At 45.1% G+C, this 23,181-nt stretch carries 20 protein-coding genes; 18 read left to right on the top strand and 2 right to left on the bottom strand.

The genetic code is table 11. The annotated features are described in order from the left end of the window. Positions 1–91 precede the first annotated feature (91 nt). From nusB to MHI06_RS19010, 13 genes are all read left to right on the top strand, one after another. Positions 92–544, top strand: a complete 453-nt coding sequence (gene nusB / locus MHI06_RS19070) for a transcription antitermination factor NusB (RefSeq protein ID WP_017687596.1) — start codon at positions 92–94, stop codon at positions 542–544. Positions 545–661: 117 nt separating this feature from the next. Further along, on the top strand, positions 662–1,519 hold the full coding sequence (gene folD, locus MHI06_RS19065) for a bifunctional methylenetetrahydrofolate dehydrogenase/methenyltetrahydrofolate cyclohydrolase FolD (RefSeq protein WP_036675001.1): 858 nt from the start codon (positions 662–664) through the stop codon (positions 1,517–1,519). Between the two features lie 10 nt (positions 1,520–1,529). Then, complete coding sequence (xseA, locus tag MHI06_RS19060; protein ID WP_169482007.1) at positions 1,530–2,894, top strand: exodeoxyribonuclease VII large subunit; 1,365 nt, start codon at positions 1,530–1,532, stop codon at positions 2,892–2,894. Next, complete coding sequence (xseB, locus tag MHI06_RS19055) at positions 2,884–3,141, top strand: exodeoxyribonuclease VII small subunit (protein ID WP_169482008.1); 258 nt, start codon at positions 2,884–2,886, stop codon at positions 3,139–3,141. The genes xseA and xseB overlap by 11 nt, the downstream gene beginning before the upstream one ends. Then, positions 3,116–4,039, top strand: a complete 924-nt coding sequence (locus MHI06_RS19050) for a polyprenyl synthetase family protein (RefSeq protein WP_340398761.1) — start codon at positions 3,116–3,118, stop codon at positions 4,037–4,039. Before xseB ends, MHI06_RS19050 begins: the two co-directional genes overlap by 26 nt. A 283-nt stretch (positions 4,040–4,322) precedes the next feature. Next, complete coding sequence (gene dxs, locus MHI06_RS19045; RefSeq protein ID WP_340398760.1) at positions 4,323–6,230, top strand: 1-deoxy-D-xylulose-5-phosphate synthase; 1,908 nt, start codon at positions 4,323–4,325, stop codon at positions 6,228–6,230. A gap of 22 nt (positions 6,231–6,252) precedes the next feature. Beyond that, entirely contained in the window at positions 6,253–7,098 is an 846-nt protein-coding gene (locus MHI06_RS19040) for a TlyA family RNA methyltransferase (protein WP_340398759.1), read from the top strand. 84 nt (positions 7,099–7,182) lie between these two features. Continuing rightward, a complete protein-coding gene (locus tag MHI06_RS19035) occupies positions 7,183–7,668 on the top strand; it encodes a hypothetical protein (protein ID WP_340398758.1) in 486 nt (161 codons plus the stop codon). An 83-nt stretch (positions 7,669–7,751) separates the two neighbouring features. Then, positions 7,752–8,201, top strand: a complete 450-nt coding sequence (argR, locus tag MHI06_RS19030) for a transcriptional regulator ArgR (protein ID WP_169482013.1) — start codon at positions 7,752–7,754, stop codon at positions 8,199–8,201. 55 nt (positions 8,202–8,256) lie between these two features. Further along, positions 8,257–9,993 carry a DNA repair protein RecN gene (gene recN, locus MHI06_RS19025; protein ID WP_340398757.1) on the top strand — a complete coding sequence of 579 codons (1,737 nt, stop codon included), beginning with the start codon at positions 8,257–8,259 and terminating at the stop codon, positions 9,991–9,993. A gap of 102 nt (positions 9,994–10,095) precedes the next feature. Continuing rightward, a complete protein-coding gene (gene spoIVB / locus MHI06_RS19020) occupies positions 10,096–11,424 on the top strand; it encodes a SpoIVB peptidase (protein ID WP_340398756.1) in 1,329 nt (442 codons plus the stop codon). 195 nt (positions 11,425–11,619) lie between these two features. Next, positions 11,620–12,426 (top strand): sporulation transcription factor Spo0A, encoded by an 807-nt coding sequence (gene spo0A, locus MHI06_RS19015; RefSeq protein ID WP_253438786.1) that lies wholly within the window; start codon positions 11,620–11,622, stop codon positions 12,424–12,426. A gap of 347 nt (positions 12,427–12,773) precedes the next feature. Next, positions 12,774–13,730, top strand: a complete 957-nt coding sequence (locus MHI06_RS19010) for a GGDEF domain-containing protein (RefSeq protein ID WP_340398755.1) — start codon at positions 12,774–12,776, stop codon at positions 13,728–13,730. A gap of 185 nt (positions 13,731–13,915) precedes the next feature. Here MHI06_RS19010 and MHI06_RS19005 read toward each other — a convergent pair whose 3' ends face one another. Further along, positions 13,916–14,719: a hypothetical protein gene (locus tag MHI06_RS19005; RefSeq protein ID WP_340398754.1), complete on the bottom strand. Its 804-nt coding sequence runs from the start codon at positions 14,717–14,719 to the stop codon at positions 13,916–13,918. Between the two features lie 207 nt (positions 14,720–14,926). On the opposite strand from MHI06_RS19005, the gene MHI06_RS19000 reads away from it, so the two are divergent. The 5 genes from MHI06_RS19000 to MHI06_RS18980 all read left to right on the top strand — a co-directional run bounded on the left by MHI06_RS19000 (position 14,927) and on the right by MHI06_RS18980 (position 22,311). Next, entirely contained in the window at positions 14,927–16,888 is a 1,962-nt protein-coding gene (locus MHI06_RS19000; RefSeq protein WP_340398753.1) for an AraC family transcriptional regulator, read from the top strand. Positions 16,889–17,077: 189 nt separating this feature from the next. After that, a complete protein-coding gene (locus tag MHI06_RS18995; protein WP_340398752.1) occupies positions 17,078–19,054 on the top strand; it encodes an AraC family transcriptional regulator in 1,977 nt (658 codons plus the stop codon). 160 nt (positions 19,055–19,214) lie between these two features. After that, positions 19,215–20,252, top strand: a complete 1,038-nt coding sequence (locus tag MHI06_RS18990) for an NAD(P)/FAD-dependent oxidoreductase (protein ID WP_169482019.1) — start codon at positions 19,215–19,217, stop codon at positions 20,250–20,252. A gap of 396 nt (positions 20,253–20,648) precedes the next feature. Then, a complete protein-coding gene (locus MHI06_RS18985; RefSeq protein ID WP_340398751.1) occupies positions 20,649–21,299 on the top strand; it encodes a hypothetical protein in 651 nt (216 codons plus the stop codon). Positions 21,300–21,834: 535 nt separating this feature from the next. Next, positions 21,835–22,311 carry a hypothetical protein gene (locus MHI06_RS18980; protein WP_017687614.1) on the top strand — a complete coding sequence of 159 codons (477 nt, stop codon included), beginning with the start codon at positions 21,835–21,837 and terminating at the stop codon, positions 22,309–22,311. A 118-nt stretch (positions 22,312–22,429) separates the two neighbouring features. Here MHI06_RS18980 and MHI06_RS18975 read toward each other — a convergent pair whose 3' ends face one another. After that, the gene (locus MHI06_RS18975) at positions 22,430–23,029 is read right to left on the bottom strand and encodes a thymidine kinase (RefSeq protein WP_169482021.1); all 600 of its coding nucleotides are present in this window, start codon (positions 23,027–23,029) and stop codon (positions 22,430–22,432) included. Between the last annotated feature and the right edge of the window lie 152 nt (positions 23,030–23,181).

The following is a 23,181-nucleotide window of genomic DNA, read 5'->3' as shown; positions in this document are numbered from 1 at the left end:
GATCTATCCGACACAGGATATGATGTGATGGTTGCATGATTTTAAAATAAGCATGATGACGCTCCAGACGGAGCGCTGCAGGAGGCAGGACATGAAAAGACGTTTGGCAAGGGAAATTGCAGTACAAAGTCTGTATCAGATGGAAATGAATGAGGTAGGTGCAGCAGAAGCTGTAAACATGTTAATCAATGAAGCTGCTGAAGATAACGAAACCGAAGTGGTTATCCGCGATGCAGATGTAATGCGTACTTATGTTACTGAGATTGTACAAGGAGCCTGGAACAATAAGGAAGCCATTGACGGGCTGCTCGTGGATTATTTGAAAGGTTGGCAGATCAGCCGTCTGTCACGTGTAGATCGCCAGATTCTACGACTGTCCACGTATGAAATGGTATTCCGTGATGACATCCCGGCAAAGGTATCGGTCAATGAAGCGATTGAACTGTCCAAATATTTTGGTACAGAAGAATCCGGTAAATTCGTCAATGGTGTACTTGGACGCATGATTCAGGAAGTTGACGCGATTAAAGCAAAATTATCTTAAGTTATGATTAATTATAGTGTGTGTTCAAAAAGACCGGTTTTCAGTATCCTTCGTAATCAAAAGCGGGCTTTTTGAACAACCTCTAAATTTATATTCACATAAGGGAGAGAGAGTACAATGACAGCATCTATTATTAACGGTAAAGAAGTATCCCAAGAGATCCGCGCAAGCATGACAACAGAAGTAAAACAGCTTAGCGAACAGGGGGTAGTACCTGGTCTGGCTGTTGTGCTCGTCGGGGAAGATCCGGCATCCCAAGTATATGTGCGTAATAAAGAAAAAGCATGTCACGACCTCGGTTTCTACTCCGAAGTGCATCGCTTGGATGCAGATACGTCCCAAGAAGATCTGCTTGCGCTGGTGGACAAGCTGAACAATCAACAATCCATTAACGGAATTTTGGTTCAACTTCCACTACCTAAACACATCGAAGAGAAAGCGGTTATTGATGCGATTGCCGTGGATAAAGACGTAGACGGATTCCATCCAGTCAATGTTGGTAATCTCGTAATTGGAGACGATAGTCTGCTTCCATGTACCCCAGCGGGTGTAATTGAACTGATCAAACGTACTGGACTGGAAATGTCCGGTAAACATGCAGTGGTTATCGGTAGAAGCAACATCGTTGGCAAACCGGTATCGCTGTTGCTCCAACGTGAGAATGCGACGGTAACCATGTGTCATTCCCGTACAGCCAACATGAAAGAAATTACACGTCAGGCGGACATTTTAGTTGTAGCCATCGGCCGTGCTAATTTTGTGGATGCTGATTTTGTGAAACCAGGTGCTGTTGTTATCGATGTCGGCATGAACCGTTTGGATAATGGCAAACTGGCAGGAGACGTTGATTTCGAGAGTGTGAAAGAAGTTTCTGGTCCAATTACACCCGTTCCTGGCGGTGTTGGTCCGATGACAATCACAATGCTGATGCAAAATACATTGATCGCTGCCAAGCGCGCTCACGGATTGGCCTAGGGTTTTGTCTGTGGCAGATCAAAAGATCTACTCCATCAAAGACCTGAACCGATACATTCGAATGAAACTGGAATCGGATCAGGTCCTGTCGGACGTCTGGCTGCGCGGGGAGATTTCGAATTTCACACATCACTCCAGCGGCCATATGTATTTTACATTGAAGGATAAGGACAGCCGGATTAAGTCGATTATGTTCGCATCCCATAACCAGCGATTACCCTTTGTACCGAAGGAGGGTGCAAGGGTTATTGCTCGTGGTAATGTCTCGGTGTATGAACGGGATGGGCAGTATCAATTCTACGCTACCCATATGCAACCGGACGGGATTGGGAGTCTGTATCTGGCTTACGAACAGCTGAAGAAAAAGCTCGAGGATGAAGGGTTATTTTCACCTTCGCGAAAAAGACAGATCCCACGTTATCCACAGACCATCGGGGTTGTAACTTCACCGACGGGAGCGGCAGTGCGGGATATCATGATCACACTCCAGCGCAGGTACCCTTCTGCCAAAGTTGTTTTATATCCTGTTCTGGTTCAAGGCAAGGGTGCAGCACCTTCCATTGTCAAAGCGATTGGCAACCTGAACCGGATGGGAGAAGCCGATGTACTTATCGTTGGACGCGGAGGCGGTTCACTGGAGGAGTTGTGGGCTTTCAATGAGGAGATTGTGGCAAGAGCAATCGTCGCTTCGGATATTCCTGTCATTTCTGCGGTTGGGCACGAAACGGACTTCACCATTGCTGATTTTGCGGCGGATTTGCGTGCGGCTACACCTACAGCAGCTGCTGAACTGGCTGTACCCAATCGAGCTGAGTTGCTCGATCAGATTGCACAACGTCAGCGCCAATTACAGCACAGCTTGCGTCAGCGTGCTGTTCATAATCGTGAACGGCTCGCGAGATTACAGCGTTCGCCAGTGCTTGTTCATCCAAGACGTACCTTGATGCAGCATACGGAACGACTGGATATGATGCACCAACGGCTTTTGAGAACAGTGGATACACGTATGAAATGGACGGGAGAGAAGCAGGAACGTCTGCGGGCCGCGCTGCAACGATTCAATCCTCGTGATCAAGTCAATGCAGCACGCCGTGAAAATGCGGCAGCACGCAGACAACTGGAACTTGCGATCAGGTCCATAACCAGATCGAAGCAGCAACAGTGGAAATCATCTGTGCGGCATCTGGATGCGCTTAGCCCGCTTAAAGTCATGTCACGTGGATACAGCCTTGTCTATGATGAGCAGGAACAGCGATTGATCAAGTCTACGAAGGATGTACAGCCTGGAGATTCAATTAAGATTAAATTAACAGACGGACAGCTGGACTGTCAGGTTTGGGGAATGAAGGAGGACGACAATACCCATGGCGAATGAACCGGAATTGAATTTTGAAGAGGCAATGGCGGCATTGGAAGACATCGTAGGTCAGCTTGAGCATGGTGATGTTCCGTTGGAACAGGCCATTGATCTGTTTCAACGCGGGATGAAACTTTCGCAACTTTGCGGTCTGAAGCTGGAACAAGTGGAACGCAAGATCGAGATGATCGTAGAAGAAGATGGAGAGCTTCGCAAGAAGCCCTTCGGAACTGCTGACGATGAGAGCGGTGAAATCCATGAGTAATCGTCCTTCGTTTCAAGCATACCTGGAGGAGATCACAGCTGAGGTGACAGAAGAGTTGAAACACACTCTTCCCGATCACTGGGATGTACCCCAATCGCTGACGGATGCGATGCAGTACTCACTTATGGCCGGAGGCAAACGCCTTCGTCCTCTTCTGGTCGTTGCTGCGGCGGAAGCCTTCGGTGCACAGCGTACAGCTGCAATGCCGGTAGCCTGCGCCGTGGAGATGGTTCATACCTATTCACTGATCCACGACGACCTGCCTGCTATGGATAATGATGATTACCGCAGGGGAAAATTAACGAATCACAAGGTATATGGTGAAGCAACTGCCATATTGGCGGGAGATGCGTTGCTAACTCATGCTTTTTATAGCATTGTTCAAGCGGGTCGCCGCAGTGGTGTGACGGCAGATGCGTTGCTGTCCATCGTAGAGGACATGTCCGAACTTGCTGGAGCAAGAGGGATGGTCGGCGGCCAAGTTGCTGATATGGAAGGCGAGCAAGGCATGACCGATCTTTCACAGCTCCAATATATTCATTTGCACAAAACGGGTGATCTGATTGTTTTCTCCCTCATTGCTGGAGCACGAATTGGTGGAGCAACAGAAGGACAGTTGGAAGCACTGCGTGTGTTCGGCCGTGATCTGGGGCTGGCGTTCCAGATTCAGGATGATATTCTCGACCTGACGGGCGACGAGCAGAAGATGGGTAAGAAAACACAGAGCGATGTGAATCAGCAGAAGGTAACATATCCTTATTTTATTGGCATGGAAGCTTCTGTAGCTGAGGTAAAAACCCTTACTCAATCTGCAAAAGATGCGCTTGAAAGAGCCGAGTTACCTGATGCATCCAGATTAATGGAAATTGCGGATTATCTGATGAGTCGAGACCATTAGATTCTGACGGTGCGCGCTGTTTCAAAACCTGTATAACCGTGTAATGAATGTAATGTCCTTTTTCTGAGTGGATGGAAAAAGTCTGTTCCGAGTGGATGCGGAAATACATATGGAGAAGGATTCTATATAACTTGCTGGCGAAAATGCTCGTTATCGGGAGTATAGTGCAGTAAATTATGATTCTTGTTCTTTTATGTTATAATGATTTAATGTCATTTGATTCATAATGTATATATGGATTTACAACAACAATCAAACAATCTAGGAAAGCGGGGAGATTCTCGTGCTGCTTCCACAAATTAAACAACCCAGTGATCTAAAGTCGATGTCTCAGGATGATCTTGCGCTATTGTCGGCAGAGATCCGGCAGTTTCTGATTGAGAAACTGTCCGTTACAGGGGGGCATCTCGCACCCAACTTAGGAGTGGTTGAGCTCACGGTAGCCCTGCATTACTGCTATAACAGTCCAGCAGACAAAATGATTTTCGATGTAGGGCATCAGGCTTATGTGCACAAAGTCCTGACAGGGCGTATGGATCGCTTTGATACATTGCGTCAACATAATGGCCTGTGCGGGTTTGTCAAACGCAACGAAAGTGAACATGATGTATGGGAAGCTGGACACAGCAGTACATCACTGTCCGCTGCGATGGGGATGGCCCTTGCGCGTGATCTGAAGGGTGAAGATAATCAAGTCATCGCGATGATTGGTGATGGAGCGCTTACAGGTGGTATGGCATTTGAAGCCCTCAATCATATTGGTCATGAGCAGAGAAAACTGATGGTTATTCTGAATGATAATGAAATGTCCATAGCCCCAAACGTTGGGGCTATGCATAAATATTTGAGCAAGATTCGTTCGGATCGTCATTATCTGAAAGCGAAAGATGATGTCGAGGGCATGCTCAAAAAAATCCCTGCTATTGGGGACCGTTTGGCCAAATCGGCAAGCTGGATCAAAGACAGTGTCAAATATATGATGGTACCAGGTGTTCTTTTTGAAGAACTGGGCTTCACGTATTTGGGACCGATTGATGGGCATGATATTCCCAAATTGATTGAAACCTTCAAACAGGCGGATAACGTGGATGGTCCTGTGCTCGTTCATGTGCTTACAACCAAAGGCAAAGGTTATCAGCCAGCAGAAGCCGATTCGCACAAGTGGCACGGAATCTCTCCGTACAAAATTGAATCCGGTCAAGTGTTGAAGGCAGTGGGGAAACCGATGTACACGGAAGTGTTCGGTCAAACGCTGATTGATCTTGCGAAGCAGGATAAGCGGATCGTAGCTGTAACGCCGGCAATGCCTACGGGATCAGGTCTCATTCCTTTTAGTAAGGAATTTCCGGATCGCATGATTGACGTGGGTATCGCAGAACAGCATGCGGCGACCATGTGTGCTGCACTGGCTATGGAAGGCTTGAAGCCGGTCTTTGCCGTGTATTCTACTTTTATGCAACGTGCATATGATCAGATTGTACATGATATTTGTCGTCATAACGCCAACGTGATGTTTGCCATTGACCGTGCCGGGTTTGTTGGTCCAGATGGGGAAACACATCAAGGGGTATACGATGTGGCATTTATGCGCCATATTCCAAATATCGTTCTGATGATGCCAAAAGACGAAAATGAATTGCGTCATATGATGAAAACGGCGCTTGATTATAATGAAGGTCCAATTGCTTACCGTTATCCACGAAACAATGTGGTGGGGGTACCTCTGGATGATGTGCTTGTTCCGATACCAATTGGAACATGGGAGCAGTTGCGTCCATCCGAAGGATATGCTGTTATCGCTTCAGGATCAATGGTGCAGCTTGCAGAAGAAGCAGCAGAGATGGCGAAGCGGGAAGGCATTACAGCAGGCGTAATCAACGCTCGCTTCCTCAAACCTTTGGATGAGCAAATGCTGCGTGATTTGGCTGTTCGAGGCACCAAATTGATTGTACTTGAAGAAGCTTCTCAAGCGGGTAGCATGGGCAGTGCGGTTCTGGAGTTCTACGCAGAACAGGGATTGCATGATGTACATGTAAAACTGATGGGGATTCCGGATCGCTTCATCGAGCATGGCAGTATCAAGGAACAACGTGAGGAAGTGGGTCTTACCGTTGAGAATGTATGTGCTGAACTGCGCAACATGGCCGTTCAATCTTCTTACGGCATACCCAAAACACGTTTTCCTTCGTAAATTTACATGATAGGAGAAATACATGTCACTCCCGAAAGAACGAATTGATGTTCTGCTGGTTGAGCAGGGCTTTTATGAAAGTCGTGAGAAGGCTAAAGCAGCGATCATGGCTGGACTGGTGTATGCCAATAATGAGCCGATCGAAAAGGCGGGTATGAAAATTCCAAGGGAAGCCGAGCTGAAAGTTAAAGGCTCGGTACATCCCTATGTCGGCAGAGGCGGATTGAAGCTCGAAAAAGCGATCCGTCATTTCGCCCTTGATATGAATGGACTTGTCATGCTCGACATCGGTTCATCCACCGGTGGTTTTACGGATTGTGCACTACAGCATGGTGCGTCTCACGTTTACGCTATTGATGTGGGCTATAATCAGCTTGACTGGTCTTTGCGTAATGATGAGCGGGTTACTGTTATGGAAAGAACCAATTTTCGCTATGTGACTCCTGAAGATCTGACGGGACCTGTGCCGAACTTTGCCAGCATTGATGTGTCGTTCATTTCATTGCGAATCATATTGCCGCCACTCTTGGCCCTTTTGAAACAACCTGCAGATATCGTAGCTTTGATTAAACCTCAATTTGAGGCAGGGCGTGAAAAAGTAGGCAAATCCGGTGTGGTACGTGATACGAAGGTACACAAGGATGTATTGCAGACGATGCTCCATTTTGCGAGTCAACTTGGTTTGCATCTGCAGAGTTTAACTTTTTCCCCCATAACCGGTGGAGAAGGTAATATAGAATTTCTCGCACATTGGCGTCTGGAAGAACCAGATGCAACACAACCAGAGAACGATCCAGCTTCACTTGATGCACTTGCGGAGCAAGTTGCGAAGGAAGCGGCTCATACATTTACGGGAAACTCATCATAAGATGGGTTTCTTTTCGCTGGAAAGATGATTAGTGTAAAGGGAAATCGTTACTGAACCTCGAATATGTCTTCGAGGTGAGCGATAATGGATGGACAATATGACACAATCGTTATAGGTGTACTTGCTGTCTGTTTGATCTTGTGGCTGTTCTTCGGCTTACGTAATTGGGTGAACCGACCGATGCCGGTAAGCTTGTCTGGAATGCAACTGAACGTGAAGATTAAGGATTCCCCTGCATTGGATTTGCTTGAAGCTCAGGGTTACGAAGTCATCGGTGGCAAAATGAAAGTCCCCTTGGCTTTTGAGACCAACGAATCCGTATTTTACAGCAGATTATTTATCGATTATGTTGCAGAACGTGAGGATCTCAGATACCTGGTCAAGACATCGCGTCGCAGACAACCGCTTGAATTGACTGGACCTGCGCTAAGGGATCGCTTCCTCAACTATCTGTTGTTATACCCTGGCTGTGAAGGACTACTGTATGTTGACGTGGAAGATTCCGATATTAAGTTAATCAGGCTCATGGACTACCAGGAAGATGTGTATGATGGGGATGATCTGGACTAATAAAGTAAAAAACCATGGTTTGGCGAAATCTGCGGCGAACTACACTAGCTGCTTTATTGCAATACATTTAACTGGAGGCATGTATGAAAGGACAAAGACACATCAAGATTCGTGAAATCATTAGTCAAAATGAAATTGAGACCCAGGATGATCTGGTTGAATCATTGCGCCAATCAGGTTTTCAGGTGACTCAGGCGACGGTATCCCGGGATATCAAGGAACTTCTGTTAATCAAGATACCGATGGATGACGGACGGTACAAGTACTCTTTACCGACAGATCAACGATATAATCCGATTCAAAAGTTGAAGCGTGCACTCGTGGACAACTTCCTGCACATTGATCACACGAACAATCTGGTTGTGATGAAATGTTTGCCGGGAACAGCCAACTCCATTGCAGCTTTACTTGATAATATTGAGTGGAATGAAGTCATGGGCACGATCTGTGGAGATGACACCATCCTCATTATCTGCCGGACTGAAGGTAACAGTGTGACCGTTATTGAACGCATCATGGGTTATATTGCTTAAAGCAATGGTTCAAAAGCATAATTTCTGAGTTAGTCATCCGGAGGTGTTTTTGCAGATGTTAGTTACTTTATCGATTCGCAATCTGGCTGTGGTGGAAGAAGTGGACGTTGTATTCCATCCAGGATTCCATGTACTTTCAGGGGAAACGGGTGCGGGGAAGTCGATTATTATAGATGCACTTGGCTTAATTGCCGGTGGGCGCAGTTCAGCGGATCTGATCCGGTACGGATGTGAGAAGGCAGAGATGGAGGCCTTGTTCGAGATGGAGCAGAGTCATCCGGTATGGCAAACATTAGAGAAGCTTGGTATTCACTGTGAGCCGGAAGAGCATTTGGTTATTCGGCGTGAGCTGAATACACAGGGAAAGAGTACATCCCGCATTAACGGGCAATTGGTCAATCTGACCATGCTGCGGGAAGTAGGCGAGAAGCTGATCAATATCCATGGACAACATGAACATCAGAGTCTGCTGAGAGCTGAGAGCCATCTGGGGCTTCTTGACACCTATGGCTCGGAAGTCATCGGACCGATCAAAGCGAAGTACCAGGAGCGCTACAGCAAGTTTATCACGGCGGAAAAAGAACTGCGTGCGCTTCAGGAGTCCAGTCAGCGTGCATATCAACTCTTGGACATGTATCGCTTTCAGCTTGAAGAGATCGCAGCCGCAGGCCTTACACGAGGTGAGGATGAATTACTCGGGGAAGAACGGGTCAAACTATCCCATAGTGAGAAAATGATGGACAGTGTTGCTGGTGCATATGATCTGCTCAGTGGTCAACGCGGGCTTGAAGCTGTTAGCATTGCTCTTTCTAGAATTGAAGATATCTCTGGCTACGATAGCAAAGGTCTGCAACCGATTGTAGAGCAGTTGCAATCGGCATTTTATCAATTGGAAGATGCGACATTCCAGTTAAGGGATTACCGGGAGAAGATTGAATTTAATCCGGCTAGGCTGGAAGAAGTGGAGCAAAGGCTGAATCTGATTTCTGGCCTCAGACGGAAATACGGAGACAGTGTGGAACTTATTCTGAGTTATTATGATCAGATTAGCCATGAAACCGACCAACTGGAGAACAAGGACGAACGGCTGGAGAAATTGCGAGCTGAACGTGACAAAATGCTTAACCTTGTGATGGAGTCTGCCGAAGAACTCAGCAAGGTTCGCAAACAATGTGCAGAGGAACTTGCTGCTCAGGTGGAAAGTGAGCTCAAGGATCTACAGATGGAGCGAACCACACTTCGTGTTCAGATTACTCCATTCGAAGATCCGAAGGGCATTGAATGGAATGGACGCCGTATTCGTCTGAATCGTCATGGTGCGGACAATGCGGAATTCCTGATCTCACCCAACCCTGGTGAGCCACTGCGACCACTGGGCAAGATTGCTTCAGGTGGTGAGTTGTCGAGAATGATGCTGGCGATGAAGAGTATCTTTGCACGACATGACCGGATACCTGTGTTGATTTTTGATGAAGTTGATACAGGAGTTAGCGGTAGAGCAGCTCAATCCATTGCGGAAAAACTGTTCCGTTTGTCTTCGACCTGTCAGGTTTTCTCAATAACTCACTTACCACAAGTGGCTTGTATGGCAGATCATCAGTACCTCATCGAGAAACATGTTTACGATGGACGAACGATGACACAGGTGGAATCGCTGTCAGACGAAGGCAGAGTGAAGGAATTGGCACGTATGCTGGGCGGTGTGGAAATTACAGAAAAAACGCTGCATCATGCACAGGAAATGCTGAATTTGGCGGAAGCCAAAAAAGGGTTAAACGAACGGCTGGCGTAATGTTTGACAGTAATAAAAGCCTGGGGGCGAGGTTATCTTAAAGGTACGCAATTGGCGACCACCTTTCGTCAAGCGAAAGAAGCAAAGGGAGTGTGACAGCCATTGAATCCCCCCCTCAGGAAGAAATTGCTAGGTCTTTTATTTGCCTTCTTTCTTTGTGTGATTAGCCAGGCCATTCAGCCTGTGCAAAGTTATGCTTCACTGCCGGATGAATTACAGGTGTTTGCTGGCAGGCAAGCGGATGTCCGGCTCGCTGTACCTGCTGCTTCAAGCGCCGTTGTAGATCGTCCTGATATTGTTGGTTTGGATGATCAGGCAGCGATGCATGTTACCAGGCAACAACCTTTGCATCTTCACCCCCAACAAACGGGACATGCCAAATTAACGTTAAAGTTGTGGGGTAAAATTCCGGTGAAAACAGTGCATGTGAATGTGATTCCGGATTTGCGTGTTGTACCCGGGGGTCAAACCATTGGCGTCAAGGTTAAATCGGCAGGCATTCTGGTTGTCGGCCATCATCTGGTCCGTTCCGGACAGGATGAGCGCGTATCGCCCGGAGAAACAGCGGGCATTAAGCTCGGAGATCTGATTACGCATATGGATGGGAAACGTCTGGATGGCGTGGCAGGTGTCTCCGAAGCCGTTGAACTTGCAGGCAAAAGTAAAAAAGGCATCGATGTGGTATTGAAACGTGGTAAGGAAACGGTCAAGACTCGATTAACTCCTGCTTACGACTCTGAAGATCAAGCGTGGAGGCTTGGCTTGTACATTCGTGATTCCGCTGCTGGTGTTGGGACACTTACCTTCTATGCTCCCGATCAGGGCGTATATGGCGCACTCGGCCATGTCATAACAGATATGAACACACAGACATCTATTGTTGTGGGTAGTGGTCAGATCGTTCAGTCCAATGTAACGTCAATTTCGAAGAGCGAGACCGGTGATCCGGGTGAAAAACGTGCTCATTTCCTCAAGGAAAGCAAGATTTTGGGCAATATTGAACGCAATACGGCTTTTGGCATCTTTGGTAAAATGTCCGGAAATCCTGAGCACAGTTTGTACTCGAAAGGCATTCCCGTCGCTTTTTCTCATGAAGTAAAGGAAGGACCGGCCGAAATACTTACCGTGGTTGACGGTCAACAAGTTGAACGCTTCTCGATTGACATTGTTCATGTGGCAGATCAATCCGAGCCAGCGACCAAAGGTCTGGTACTTCGAATCACGGACCCGAAATTGCTGGATAAGACCGGAGGCATTGTTCAAGGTATGAGTGGCAGTCCTATTGTGCAAAATGGTAAATTGATTGGTGCGGTTACTCATGTATTTGTCAATGATCCGAAATCGGGTTACGGTTGCTTCATTGAATGGATGTTACAAGATGCTGGCGTTATGATGAAAAAGGAAAACGATAAGAACCTCAAGGCTGGCTAAACAGCCCTGAGGTTCTTTTTTGTCGAAAGCAAACATAATATATCGGATAATGAAATAAATTATTTATTATATAGGATCAAGAAAAAAAAATAAAGAAAAATAATTTTCGACAGGAGGAATTTAACTTGCTGTGTCGAAAATTTAACCTGTAAGGAAATGTACGAAACGATGTTTAATTTAAAGGAGGATACCGTTTTGCAAAAAATTGAGGTATTGCTGGCCGATGATAATCGTGAATTTACGAATTTGCTTGCCGAATATATATCTGAACAGGAAGATATGGAAGTAACCGGTATTGCATACAATGGAGAAGAAGTACTGCAATTGCTGGAGCAAACTCGAGATGTTCCGGATGTATTGATTCTGGATATTATCATGCCTCATCTGGATGGACTGGGCGTACTTGAGCGCTTGCGCGACCTGAACCTGTCTCCACAGCCTAAAGTCATTATGCTTACGGCATTCGGACAAGAGAATATCACACAGCGTGCCGTGCAACTCGGAGCTTCCTATTACATTCTTAAGCCGTTTGACATGGAAGTGCTCGCAAATCGTGTGCGTCAACTGGTCGGAACACAGACGGCAATGTCCACAAGCAGCGGATCATCCATGTTTATGAAATCCAATGTTGTGCCAATGGGCAAACACAAAAATCTGGATGCCAGCATTACGTCCATCATACATGAAATCGGCGTTCCTGCGCATATTAAGGGATATCAGTATTTGCGCGAAGCGATTACGATGGTGTATAACAATATCGAAATTTTGGGAGCCATCACCAAAACATTGTATCCGGCCATTGCCGAAAAATTCAAAACGACGCCGTCCCGCGTCGAACGTGCGATCCGTCATGCGATTGAAGTGGCATGGACTCGTGGTAACATCGACAGCATCAGCCACTTGTTTGGCTATACGATCAATATCAGCAAGTCGAAACCAACAAATAGCGAGTTCATCGCGATGGTCGCTGACAAGCTGAGAATTGAGCATAAGGTAAGCTGAAAGGGTCAGGAGTAGTGAGCTGGCAAGTATAGTTTGGTTTCAGGATAGGTTCTAGCCAAATGAATTTTGGCGGCCTATATCTGAATTCGTTCATTTCATGCCGATAAACTTCTGTAATATAGGCCAACGAATACCGTCATTTATTGGATTTATAATATCCAGTACATGACGGTATTTTTGCATAACGAAATATCACAGAATCATGTGGTGAAAATTATCTTTTATAAACTTTTACCTTCAGTTAACGCTTTTTCAAGTAGAAAGTGGTACGATGTGACCATTGATAAAGACCTACATATATATTTGTAAGTATGGATTAGATGCTACGAATAGAGGAGTAGAATAGTATGTTTACGCAAATAGGCGAGATTGCTGAACCAATTCCTGTAGTACGATCTGATACAAAATGCGATATCGTATATCATCTTTTCAAGTCCAATCCTCATCTGGAAGGTATAGCTGTTATGGGGGAGAAGGGGGTGTCGTTAATGATGCGACCCCGATTCTTTCAGCAGATTGGCACACAGTATGGATATAATCTGTATATGGGACGTCCTGTAGAACTCGTGATGAACACGCAGGCACTGGTGGTAGATTATTCGGAACAGATTACAGATGTAAGTGTTCTCGCCATGGACCGAGATGAAGGGGAAATATATGACCTTGTGCTGGTCACATCCGGTGACAGTTTCTTTGGAGCTGTGAGTATTCGCCGTTTGCTGCTTGCTGTTGCTGATGTACGGGCTGAAATGGCGATTTTTATGAACCCGCTAACAGGCCTTCCAGGAAACCATATCATAGATGATAGGCTGTCTCAGGCTCTTCAGTTGGACCAATTTAGCGTTCTGTACGTCGATCTCGATCAATTCAAATCCTACAATGATAGTTACGGCTTCAAAATGGGAGATCAGCTTATTCAGGCGACAGCTAATTTGCTTCGCAAACTTTTTGTTTTCCCTGAAGGTTTTCTTGGACACATCGGTGGTGATGACTTTATTGTGATTCTGAATCACCATGATTACAAGGATATAAGCGAGGAAGTCATCTCAGGCTTTGAGGAAATGAAGAAGACGTTCTACAACGAACATGATTGGCGTCATCAATATGTTCTGGGGGAAGGACGTTCCGGGCTGAATAGACCCATTCCTCTCGTGTCGGTATCGATCGCCGTTGTAACCAACAGCAAGCAAAAATATGAAAACATAGATCAGATTATCGATGAGGCCACACGAATCAAAAAAGGTTGTAAAGCGATTGCCGGCAGCATCATCTGTGCAAATGATACCGCCACTACTCCGTGCTAGACATAAGAAATACTCATAGGAGCTACAACTACTAACGTTAAAGATACAAGAAAAACCGCTACTTATCAGGAGTTAGTCACCTGTAATAGCGGTTTATCTATTATGTGATGCCAGTTGAGTGCTGTGTTGCGAAAATACTTCAACCCCATTATGTATACATATAAGTATGGCAGAGCAAAGGGTACTCAGATTCGAATATCGACGGATGGATATGAAGTAGCAGGAGATGCAGAAGCCGGAGTTTGCGGACCATTTCCTGATTCCTGATCTGTGGTTCCACCGTCAGATGGGAGCTCCTTACTTTCCGTTTTCTTTCCTTCATTTACTTCCTGATCTTCTTTCCCAGTTGCTACAGAGATAGGAGGTTGTACCTTTTCTTGAGGTGCGGGCTGATGGAGCTCTTCTACGAGTTCCCCAATCTTCTGATTAACCTTATTCAACTGGGAGTTGACGTCTTGAACTATTTCTCGCTTTGCCTGAAAGACGGTGCGCTCTGCATTTTCCAGCATCATTGATTTGCCTGCATCTTTGTCTGCATTGATCTCCAGGACGAGTCGGTCGAAGCGAGTTTCTCCTTCGCAGGTCTGAATGGAGCTCTGCATGCGATCACGCAAACCGACCAGCTTACCCAATTGATCATAAGTCTGACTATGTTTAATTAGGTGATCCAGTGAAGAGGCTTGTGTCTCGTCGGTTGGTTTGGGTTGTTGCTGTTGAGCCTTTTCGGGCTGTCTTAATTTGTTCTTTTCTTGCAATTCTTCAGCTTTAATTTGGGCAATCTGGCTGTCGATCTGGGAAATGGAGCTTGTTAAGGATTTTATTCGCTGAGCTTTGGTTTTGGTATCCAACTCGTCATTGGTTTTTACACCTTGCATTTCTTCATTGAGCCGGATCTTCTGCTGCATGAGTCCCTGAATTTCTTTATCCCGATTGGAGACTTGATTCCCGGGAGTGAAACTGCTTTTGGTTGCAGATGAGATTGAATTCATATCCTCTGTTCTCCTTCTCCGCTTTATCATGGTTCTATTTACATATATCGGATGTTAAGAGAAAGATTTGAATAGCTCTTGTTTCCTCGCAATGGATTCATTTTACGTCGGTTGTATTGCGTACTTCATCATAATAATTGATAATGGTTATCAATAAGTGAGTGGAAGTTCAGACACAATCTATGTAGACGGAGATGGGTTAGCAAAATGTGGAATGATTATTATATCCTCTGGAACTATGCTGCGGTGAGTATAACAGATATCCGTTTCAATGAATTAGAGGCATATGAAGAGATGAAATACAAATTTCCGACAAGTACCTTTGTATTCACCATTCAGGGTGATGCTGGAGTGACGATTGACAATCAAACATATGAAGTGAGTCGCTTTTATATTTTCCATGGGGGAAAAGGGAGTAAGTTGGTGATTCGAGCAGGCGAATCCGGATTGCGCCTATATTACTTGATGTACAAAGCGAACCTGCCCAGTGGCGGGAGAAATGATCTGGGAAGGTTAATGGAGCGTACCAATCCGTTCCAATTGAACTATGGGTTTAGCCCCGATACACCAACCATTCTATATGAGCAATTGAAGCAGATGCACTTTTTGTGGGATCAAAAGAACCCCATTCAGCACTTTCATGCCAAGAGTTTGTTCTATCCCTTTGTGGAGCAGATATCATCACAGATTCCTCGTGCATACAATCACTATCCGAGTATTGTGGATCAGGTGAGCAAAGTCATTGAAATTATAGAGTCCTCCTACACCAAGCCGCTTACACTGCATGCTTTGGCAGAAATGATCGGCTCCAGCCCAAGGAGTTTGTCACGAAAGTTCAAGCAGTCGACGGGATATAGTCCCATCGATTATCTGATTCAGTTTCGTTTGTTCAAAGCCAAGGAGATGTTGCTGCAAACGGACGCCACGTTGGATGAGATCGCAGCAGGCATTGGTTATCCTGATGGATACTATTTGGGACGTATGTTCAAGAAACATACGGGTCTTTCTCCTTTGCAATTCAAAGAAAAGACCTCAGCACCTCTGTATTGGCCTGATCTGACATCAGGCGTGGCTCGAAATGACATTTTCAGAGGCGGAAGTGGAAGGTATGTTTATAGTGATGGTGATAATCATTATCAATATAAGCATGGAGGGTCAATAAATATGAACAGACAGACAAGAACGGGAATGCTGCTTAGTATTTTACTAAGTCTTACGTTACTGCTAAGTGCCTGCTCAACAGGTGTTGCCAGTAATTCGAGCGGGGATGCATCCGGAAGCAAAAGTGCGTCAAGTTCAACGAACACAGTAACAGCGGAAAATCAAACCAAAACATCTGAACCACGTACAATTTCAACGGTGAAGGGAGATATTACAATCCCTGCTGAACCTAAACGGATTGTGGTTGACTTGTATCTGGGAAGTCTGATCGCCCTGGGGATCAAGCCTGTGGGTACACCCGAGATGAACCTGAAGAATCCTTATTTTATCGAATCACTTGAGGGTGTGCAGAATATTGGTGAATATGAAACCATTTCTCTCGAAAAGGTGTTGGAACTTGAACCGGATCTCATTGTAACAGGTAATCCTGATTTATTTGATTCCTTTAGCAAGATTGCACCTACCTTGGTTGTACCTTATGGCGAATTGAAAAACACCCACGAAGAAATTGCCTATTTCGGTGAAGTGCTAAATAAAGAAAAAGAATCTGAGGCATGGTTAACCGATTATGACGCAAGAATTGCAGATGCCAAGAAACGTGTTGGTGAGGCAATTGATCCGCAGGCCGAGGTGTCGGTCATGCAGTTCTATGATAAAGCACCGTTGGCCTTTGGTGATAATTTTGGTCGGGGAGGTCAGGCAGTCTATAGCGCGCTTGGTTTGAATCCTCCTGCAGATAAAAAAGAGATCTTAATGAAGGATCAACTGGTTGAAGTTTCATCGGAAGCGATTCCTGAATTTGCCGGAGACTACATTATTCTAACAGCAGATAATCTGACCCTCGAAGAGTTGAAAGCCAAACCGGTCTGGAGTTCACTGGATGCGGTTAAAATTGATCGAGTGTTTATCTGGAGCCCGGATCGTTCATGGTACTTTGACCCGATTGCAACATTGGATCAGACCGAGGAATTGGCCACGTGGTTTACGAAGATCTCTGAACAAAAATAAACATAGTGTGTGCTTGATAAGATGAAATCCATTTCCAGTCTAAATTACAGTTGATAATGAAAATTATTATCATCTATAATGAATATATATTAGTGAACCTCTGCTATTCATATGTAGTAGGATGTGTGGCAGAATGATGACCTTGTAAAGGTCTTTGTTCCGGGTGAGGCTGGGATTGGAGAGTATTCAATGCAATTAGACGAACAAATGAAATGCTGGAATCATGCCGCTGTTAAGGTTCTGGATATACGCCGGATCGTTATGGAGGCGGGAGCGCAACTGGATGCCTATACACTTCCGGCAAATGGTTTTATATATACGATTCGAGGAACGGCTCAACTTCAATTGGATGGACAAACCTACAAGGCAGAGCGATTTTACATGCTTCATGGGGCGAAAGGATCTTCACTGGATATTCAAACCAACGAAGATTTTGAATATATTCTGCTGTATTACAGAGCATTCCTTGCCTTTCCTAGTTATCGCAAAAAGTGGTTATTGGCACAGCCAGAGGTTGCACCGTTCTCTTTGCAATATGGATTTACGCCAAGTAGCCCACTTGGGTTGTTACGTTACCTTGATGAGCTTGAGGGTGCGTGGGTACAATCTGGCAGTCTGGATCTGCTTCATACGAAAAGTTTATTTTACCAATTCATTCATGAAATGATGGTTCAATTGGCAGAGCAGGAGATCAAAACAGAGCTTGCTGATCCGGTGAAACAAACACTTCGTTATATCCAGAACCATTATAGGGAACAGGTCACGCTTGATTTCCTGGCTGAACAGTTCAACTACAGCTCCCGGCATTTATCCATGCAATTCAAACGACAGACGGGTTACAGTCCCATTGATTATTTAATTCAGACTCGAATCGCTAAGGCTCGCAATCTCCTTTTGCGATCGGATGCAACGCTGAGTGAAATTGCAGCAGAAGTGGGTTATTCGGATGTGTATTATTTTAGTCGTATCTTCAAAAAACATGTAGGGATCTCTCCGATTCTATACCAACGAAAGATGAGAGAAGAGTCGCGAAGAGAGGATCGTCCATTGCAAATCTCTGAATCGTCCATTGGCCGGAGATGGAAGTCGGGATATATTGATTATGAGAATCATTATCAATATATAGACGGAGGGTCTACATCAATGAAAAGAAGAAAAACAAGTTCCAGTATGATCATGGTTGCATTATTGAGCATAACGATGCTCCTCGCAGCCTGCTCTTCAGGTACAGCAACAACAACACCAGCAGCTGGCGAAGGAACGGGTGCCAGTTCCAATAACAGCAGTACGGCAGTGTCATCAGACACAGGAAGTCAGACGAACAAAGACAATGAAACACGCACCGTCTCAACGGTTAAGGGTGACGTGGTTGTTCCAGCCAATCCCAAACGGGTTGTTGTATTGTATCTCCAGGGGGATGTCGTCGCACTTGGAGTTAAGCCAATCGCTACCTCAGATGTATATGACGGGGCTGCATACAAGAGTGAGCTTGAAGGTGTAAACGCACTGGGTACCTGGTTTGAACCGAATCCTGAAGCTGTTATTGATCTTGATCCGGATCTGATCATTGTTCCTTCAGAAGAGACGTATACGTTATTAAAAGATATCGCACCTACGGTATATATTCCGTATGAGAAATTGTCTACAGAAGAAAGACTCCATAGTATAGCGAGCATTTTTGGCAAAGAGCAGGAAGCTGAGACGTTAATCACTAATCTCAACACCAAAGTTGAAGAGAGTAAGAAGACTCTTGCAGATGCAGGCATATTGGACAAAACAATCTCTATTGTGGAGGGCGGTTTGAAAGGTATGGTCATTGTAGAGAGCAAGCAATTTGGCCGGGGATCTCAGGCGGTATATGAGTACTTGGGGATGAAAGCACCTGAAGTCGTACAGAAGAAAATTGATGTGGTTTCGGACGCAGCAGGTTCCACCATTTCCATGGAAGTCCTTCCTGAATATATCGGGGACTATGTCTTTCGCTCGGTGTATGAAGGGGCAGATAACTTGACGGATAATCCAATATGGAGCAGCATCCCTGCGATCAAAGAAGGTCGGTTGATTGAGATTGATTTTGATTTCTTCTATTATTCGGATATTTATTCAATCAATAAACAGCTTGATTTTGTCGTAGAAAAGCTGTTGGCGGCTCCAAGAGCACAATAGTTAAGAAGGAACTTGTTTCGTAGAAGTTTTGTACAAGAAAAGTTTGTTTTTTAGTCATTGTAATTTGATAAGATTACCATTACACTAGGATTTAAGTGATAATGAGAATCGATATCAAATACTCGATGTTCTGGATCGAATTAACGGAGGTATTTTCAATATGAATCAGCAGTTGGAACTTTATGATGTAACCATTATCGGCGGTGGCCCAGCGGGTATGTACTCTGCCTTTTATAGCGGCATGCGGGATATGAAGACCAAGTTGATTGAGGCACGTGACAGATTGGGCGGTCGCATGCTCTTTTATCCGGAGAAAATGATCTGGGATGTTGGAGGTGTGACGCCAATTCTGTGTGAGGATCTGATTAAACAATTGGAAGAACAGGCACGAACTTTCGAGCCAACCCTTGTATTTGAACAACAGATCGAAGGATTCGAGCGTCAACCTGATGGCACGATTCTGTTAACTTCTGCAACAGGTGAACAACACTGGACACGTACTGTCATTTTGGCAATCGGTTATGGTATATATAAAATGGCCAAGCTGGAGCTTGAAGGTGCAGATCGTTATGAGGTGAGCAATCTGCACTATACGGTGCAGGAACTCGAGCCATTCCGTGGTAAGCGGGTGCTGATCTCAGGTGGAGGCGACTCTGCTGTAGACTGGGCGAATGAACTGGAAGCACTGGCAGAGAAAGTTACGGTTGTGCATCGTCGTGACCGCTTTGGCGGGCTGGAGCGTAATGTACTGCGCATGAGAGAATCCTCTGTAGATATCCGGACACCTTATGCGGTAGAGACACTGCATAGTTTGAGCGGCGATGTGATTGAGCAGGTGACCATTTCACACGTGGACACAGGTGAAACTGAACTGCTTGAAGTGGATGCTGTCATCGTAAACCATGGCATGAAGAGTGATTTTGGTCCAATCCGTGATTGGGGACTTGATCTTGGTGAATGGCATGTGACTACGACGGATAGATTGCAAACGAATATTCCTGGCGTATTTGGCGCAGGCGATTTTGTAGATTATGGTAGCAAGCTGTACCTGATTGCGGGTACTTTCACGGATGCAGCCCTAGCGGTAAACAGTGCGAAGCTTTACATGGACCCTGAAGCGGAGAAAGTGGCTTATGTTTCTTCCCATAACAGCCGCTTTAAGGAGAAAAATAAAGCACTTGGTGTTGTAGAAGAATAAAAGTCTGTATTTGGATACGATTAAGATGACTTTGGGTTCATTCCGAAGTCATCTTTTTTGCATAAAATGGGTAATAAGAAGGCATAATTGGCACAAGATAGAACACGCTTAGAATTGAACATGAATCACCAAATATCTATAATAAGGCTGAGAAACTGTAGAATGACACTATATAAGTTGAAATAATCATTTACACGATAACGGAGAGGACAGAAAAAATCTGAAAAAGCGAAGCGGTCGCCTTTATCACCGGATTTTCCCTTAAGAAAAAGGGAATCGAAAAAATCTGGGGATAACAGCGATTGGAAGATTGTTCTGTCATCGTAGTGTCAGTGTAAATAAACTTTAATTCAACTTATATAGATACAATAAATAGATGAGAGTAGAGTGCAGCGTATGAAAAAGGGTTCACAACCACAACGAGGTTTCACCTTCATTCAGCGGTGGTTCAAACGACCTGATAAGAAAAAGATCAAATGGTCCGAAATGTATCTCGCACTTGCCGGTGCGCTTCATCGCTTGTTGGTTGAAGGGCGGCGTGAACGTTCAGCAGCCAAACGGATACAACAGGATTTACCTATCAACGCATTGGGCGAGATGAAGTTGGAGCCAGGGGATATCGTGTACACACCAAGCTCGGAATCCACCTATTACGCCGGGCATATGGGCATTATTGGACTCGATGGCAAAGTGTATCATGTGCACCCTTATGGGCCTGTATTTGCTGACTCATTAGATTGGTATCTCACCCGTTTCTATGAAGGAGATCGTTTCATCGTATTCCGTTCCAGACTGAATGAGGCCGGCATGAAGGCAGCCGGGTGGGTACAGGACCATTACAAACAGGTCAAATTCTATCGTTTGCAGACCAATCTGCGCAGTATTGAGCGCAATTACTGCTCCAAGTTTATATACCAGGCCTATCAGTTCACATCCGGACTGGACCTGTGGAGTCGCAAGTTTACCCGAATGAATCAGGGATATATTTATCCTTTTCGAATTGAGCGCTCACCAGAGCTGGACGTTCTGGGAACTTTTTATAAATAAGGCTCTAACCGACTAAAATGCTGTTCTTCCGAAAGTAAGAAAAGCAGGTTATGTCGGTTTTTTTTATATGTGTAGAGATTAAAAACAGGAAAAACGCTCAAAACGTCGAATAGATTATGAGATAGGCATGCACAACTTGGAATCGTATACATAAAAAAAGGCGCGATGATTTTTAGCCCAGAGTAAAAAAACGACTACAAAAGTAGGCGAACAAGAAAGAGTGAAGCGAGATGAAATGGCCGGGCTTCTTACGCCGATTCCGACTGAACAAAAACGTAGTGAAGCTATCGGACTACACCCCAAAAAAGGAAAGGAGGCACTACTGTTCCATATGCAAGAAAAATGTTAAATCGGTTGTGCATTATGCGGCTCCACAGGGAAATGTTTCAGGTGTATGCAGTTCCTGTAAGACTTTGGCGGATGAACGAGGAATGTTCCCCATTTAATAAGAAGAGATGCGCTCAGGAAATAACAATTCTTTGATTTATGCGCGTTTTTGTAGTACATTAGCAAATGTATTCGAAGGAGGATTCTAATGTACTCAGGTAGACAAGACGATACTTTATACATCATGACCTACACCTTAAACAGCGGTATCAAGGGTACGGTTCCACTGTCTAATAAGCAGATTATTGAGTGGCTGGATTGCTACAGAAATGAGAAGCGCTTCGTGACCGAAATCGGCAAGGAGTTTTTTGGATTGAATGCAGGATTGGTAGCAGATTTCAAGGTTCAGAATCATTTATCGGATTATCAGCAGACCATTATGCCTACACAGCAGCAGGATAACCTGGAGCGCCTGTCCAGTGCTTATAAATCAACCGAGTTATTAATGAAGATTGATTGTAAATGCGGCACGGCTTACGTGACGGAATCTCCATATAAGCGCACGAAATGGTACTGCACAAAGTGTAAAGAGATTGTATTTTTGGATGCTAAAAAAGGAATGGTGGAAACGTCGCGTGGTGACGCTTACTACATGACCAACAAATATTTTGTTTCCCGGGACTAGCGGGAAGTGAGCCTGGAAGCATCGCTGCAAAGCGGTGCTTTTTTTTGTAATTGTTCATTACAACAAACAAAAAAAGCCCGAAAGGGCTTTTTCGAGGATCTCAGAGATCTCTTAGAAATTATGATGAGCATTCAACTTTGTGAGGAGGAATGAAGCAGCAACGACAGCGTGGCTCGTAAGCTTCTGAATCGCCAATCATAACAACCGGACCCAAGGTAACGGGTTCCCCATTGACGATACGTTGCGTAAAGGCAGCATCCGGGCTACCACATACGGCACAGAAAGCCGAGAGTTTCTCAATGTCATCTGCCATGGCGAGCAAACCGCCGACATATCCGAATTCCTTACCACGGTAATCCATATTAAGTCCATCCACAATAACATGTTTGCCACAATAGGCTAGCTCCGATACGAGTTCCATAATGGCACTGCTGAAAAATTGTACTTCATCAAATGCAACAACATCAGCATCTATAGTTTGGTTCAGGATCATTTCTACGGATTCCGGGGTTAATTGCCGGGGAATAGAGTGAGCATGTAATCGATAACCAATTCGGCTCACGATCTCGTCCTGGGCAAATCGATCATCCTCGGCTGGTTTGTAGGCCACAACCTTTTTACGGCCAAATTGTATTAATTTCTGACAACGGCGAATGAGTTCACCGGATTTTTCACTGAACATAGGCCCAGTAATTACGGTAATACGTCCTGTTTGCACGGTGCTGCTACTCCTCTCACATACGGGATTCAACAAAAAAAGCGACCTTTACAGAGTACCACAAAATCTTTGGAAAGAGCCAGAACTAATCTGTACAGCTTTGTGTTACTATATGGATTGTTAAGTTATTGGTTCCGGCAGCTGTTAATAGG

The organism is Paenibacillus sp. FSL H8-0079 (assembly GCF_037991315.1).
Lineage (GTDB): Bacteria > Bacillota > Bacilli > Paenibacillales > Paenibacillaceae > Paenibacillus.
This window is presented reverse-complemented; position numbering and strand designations above follow the sequence as displayed.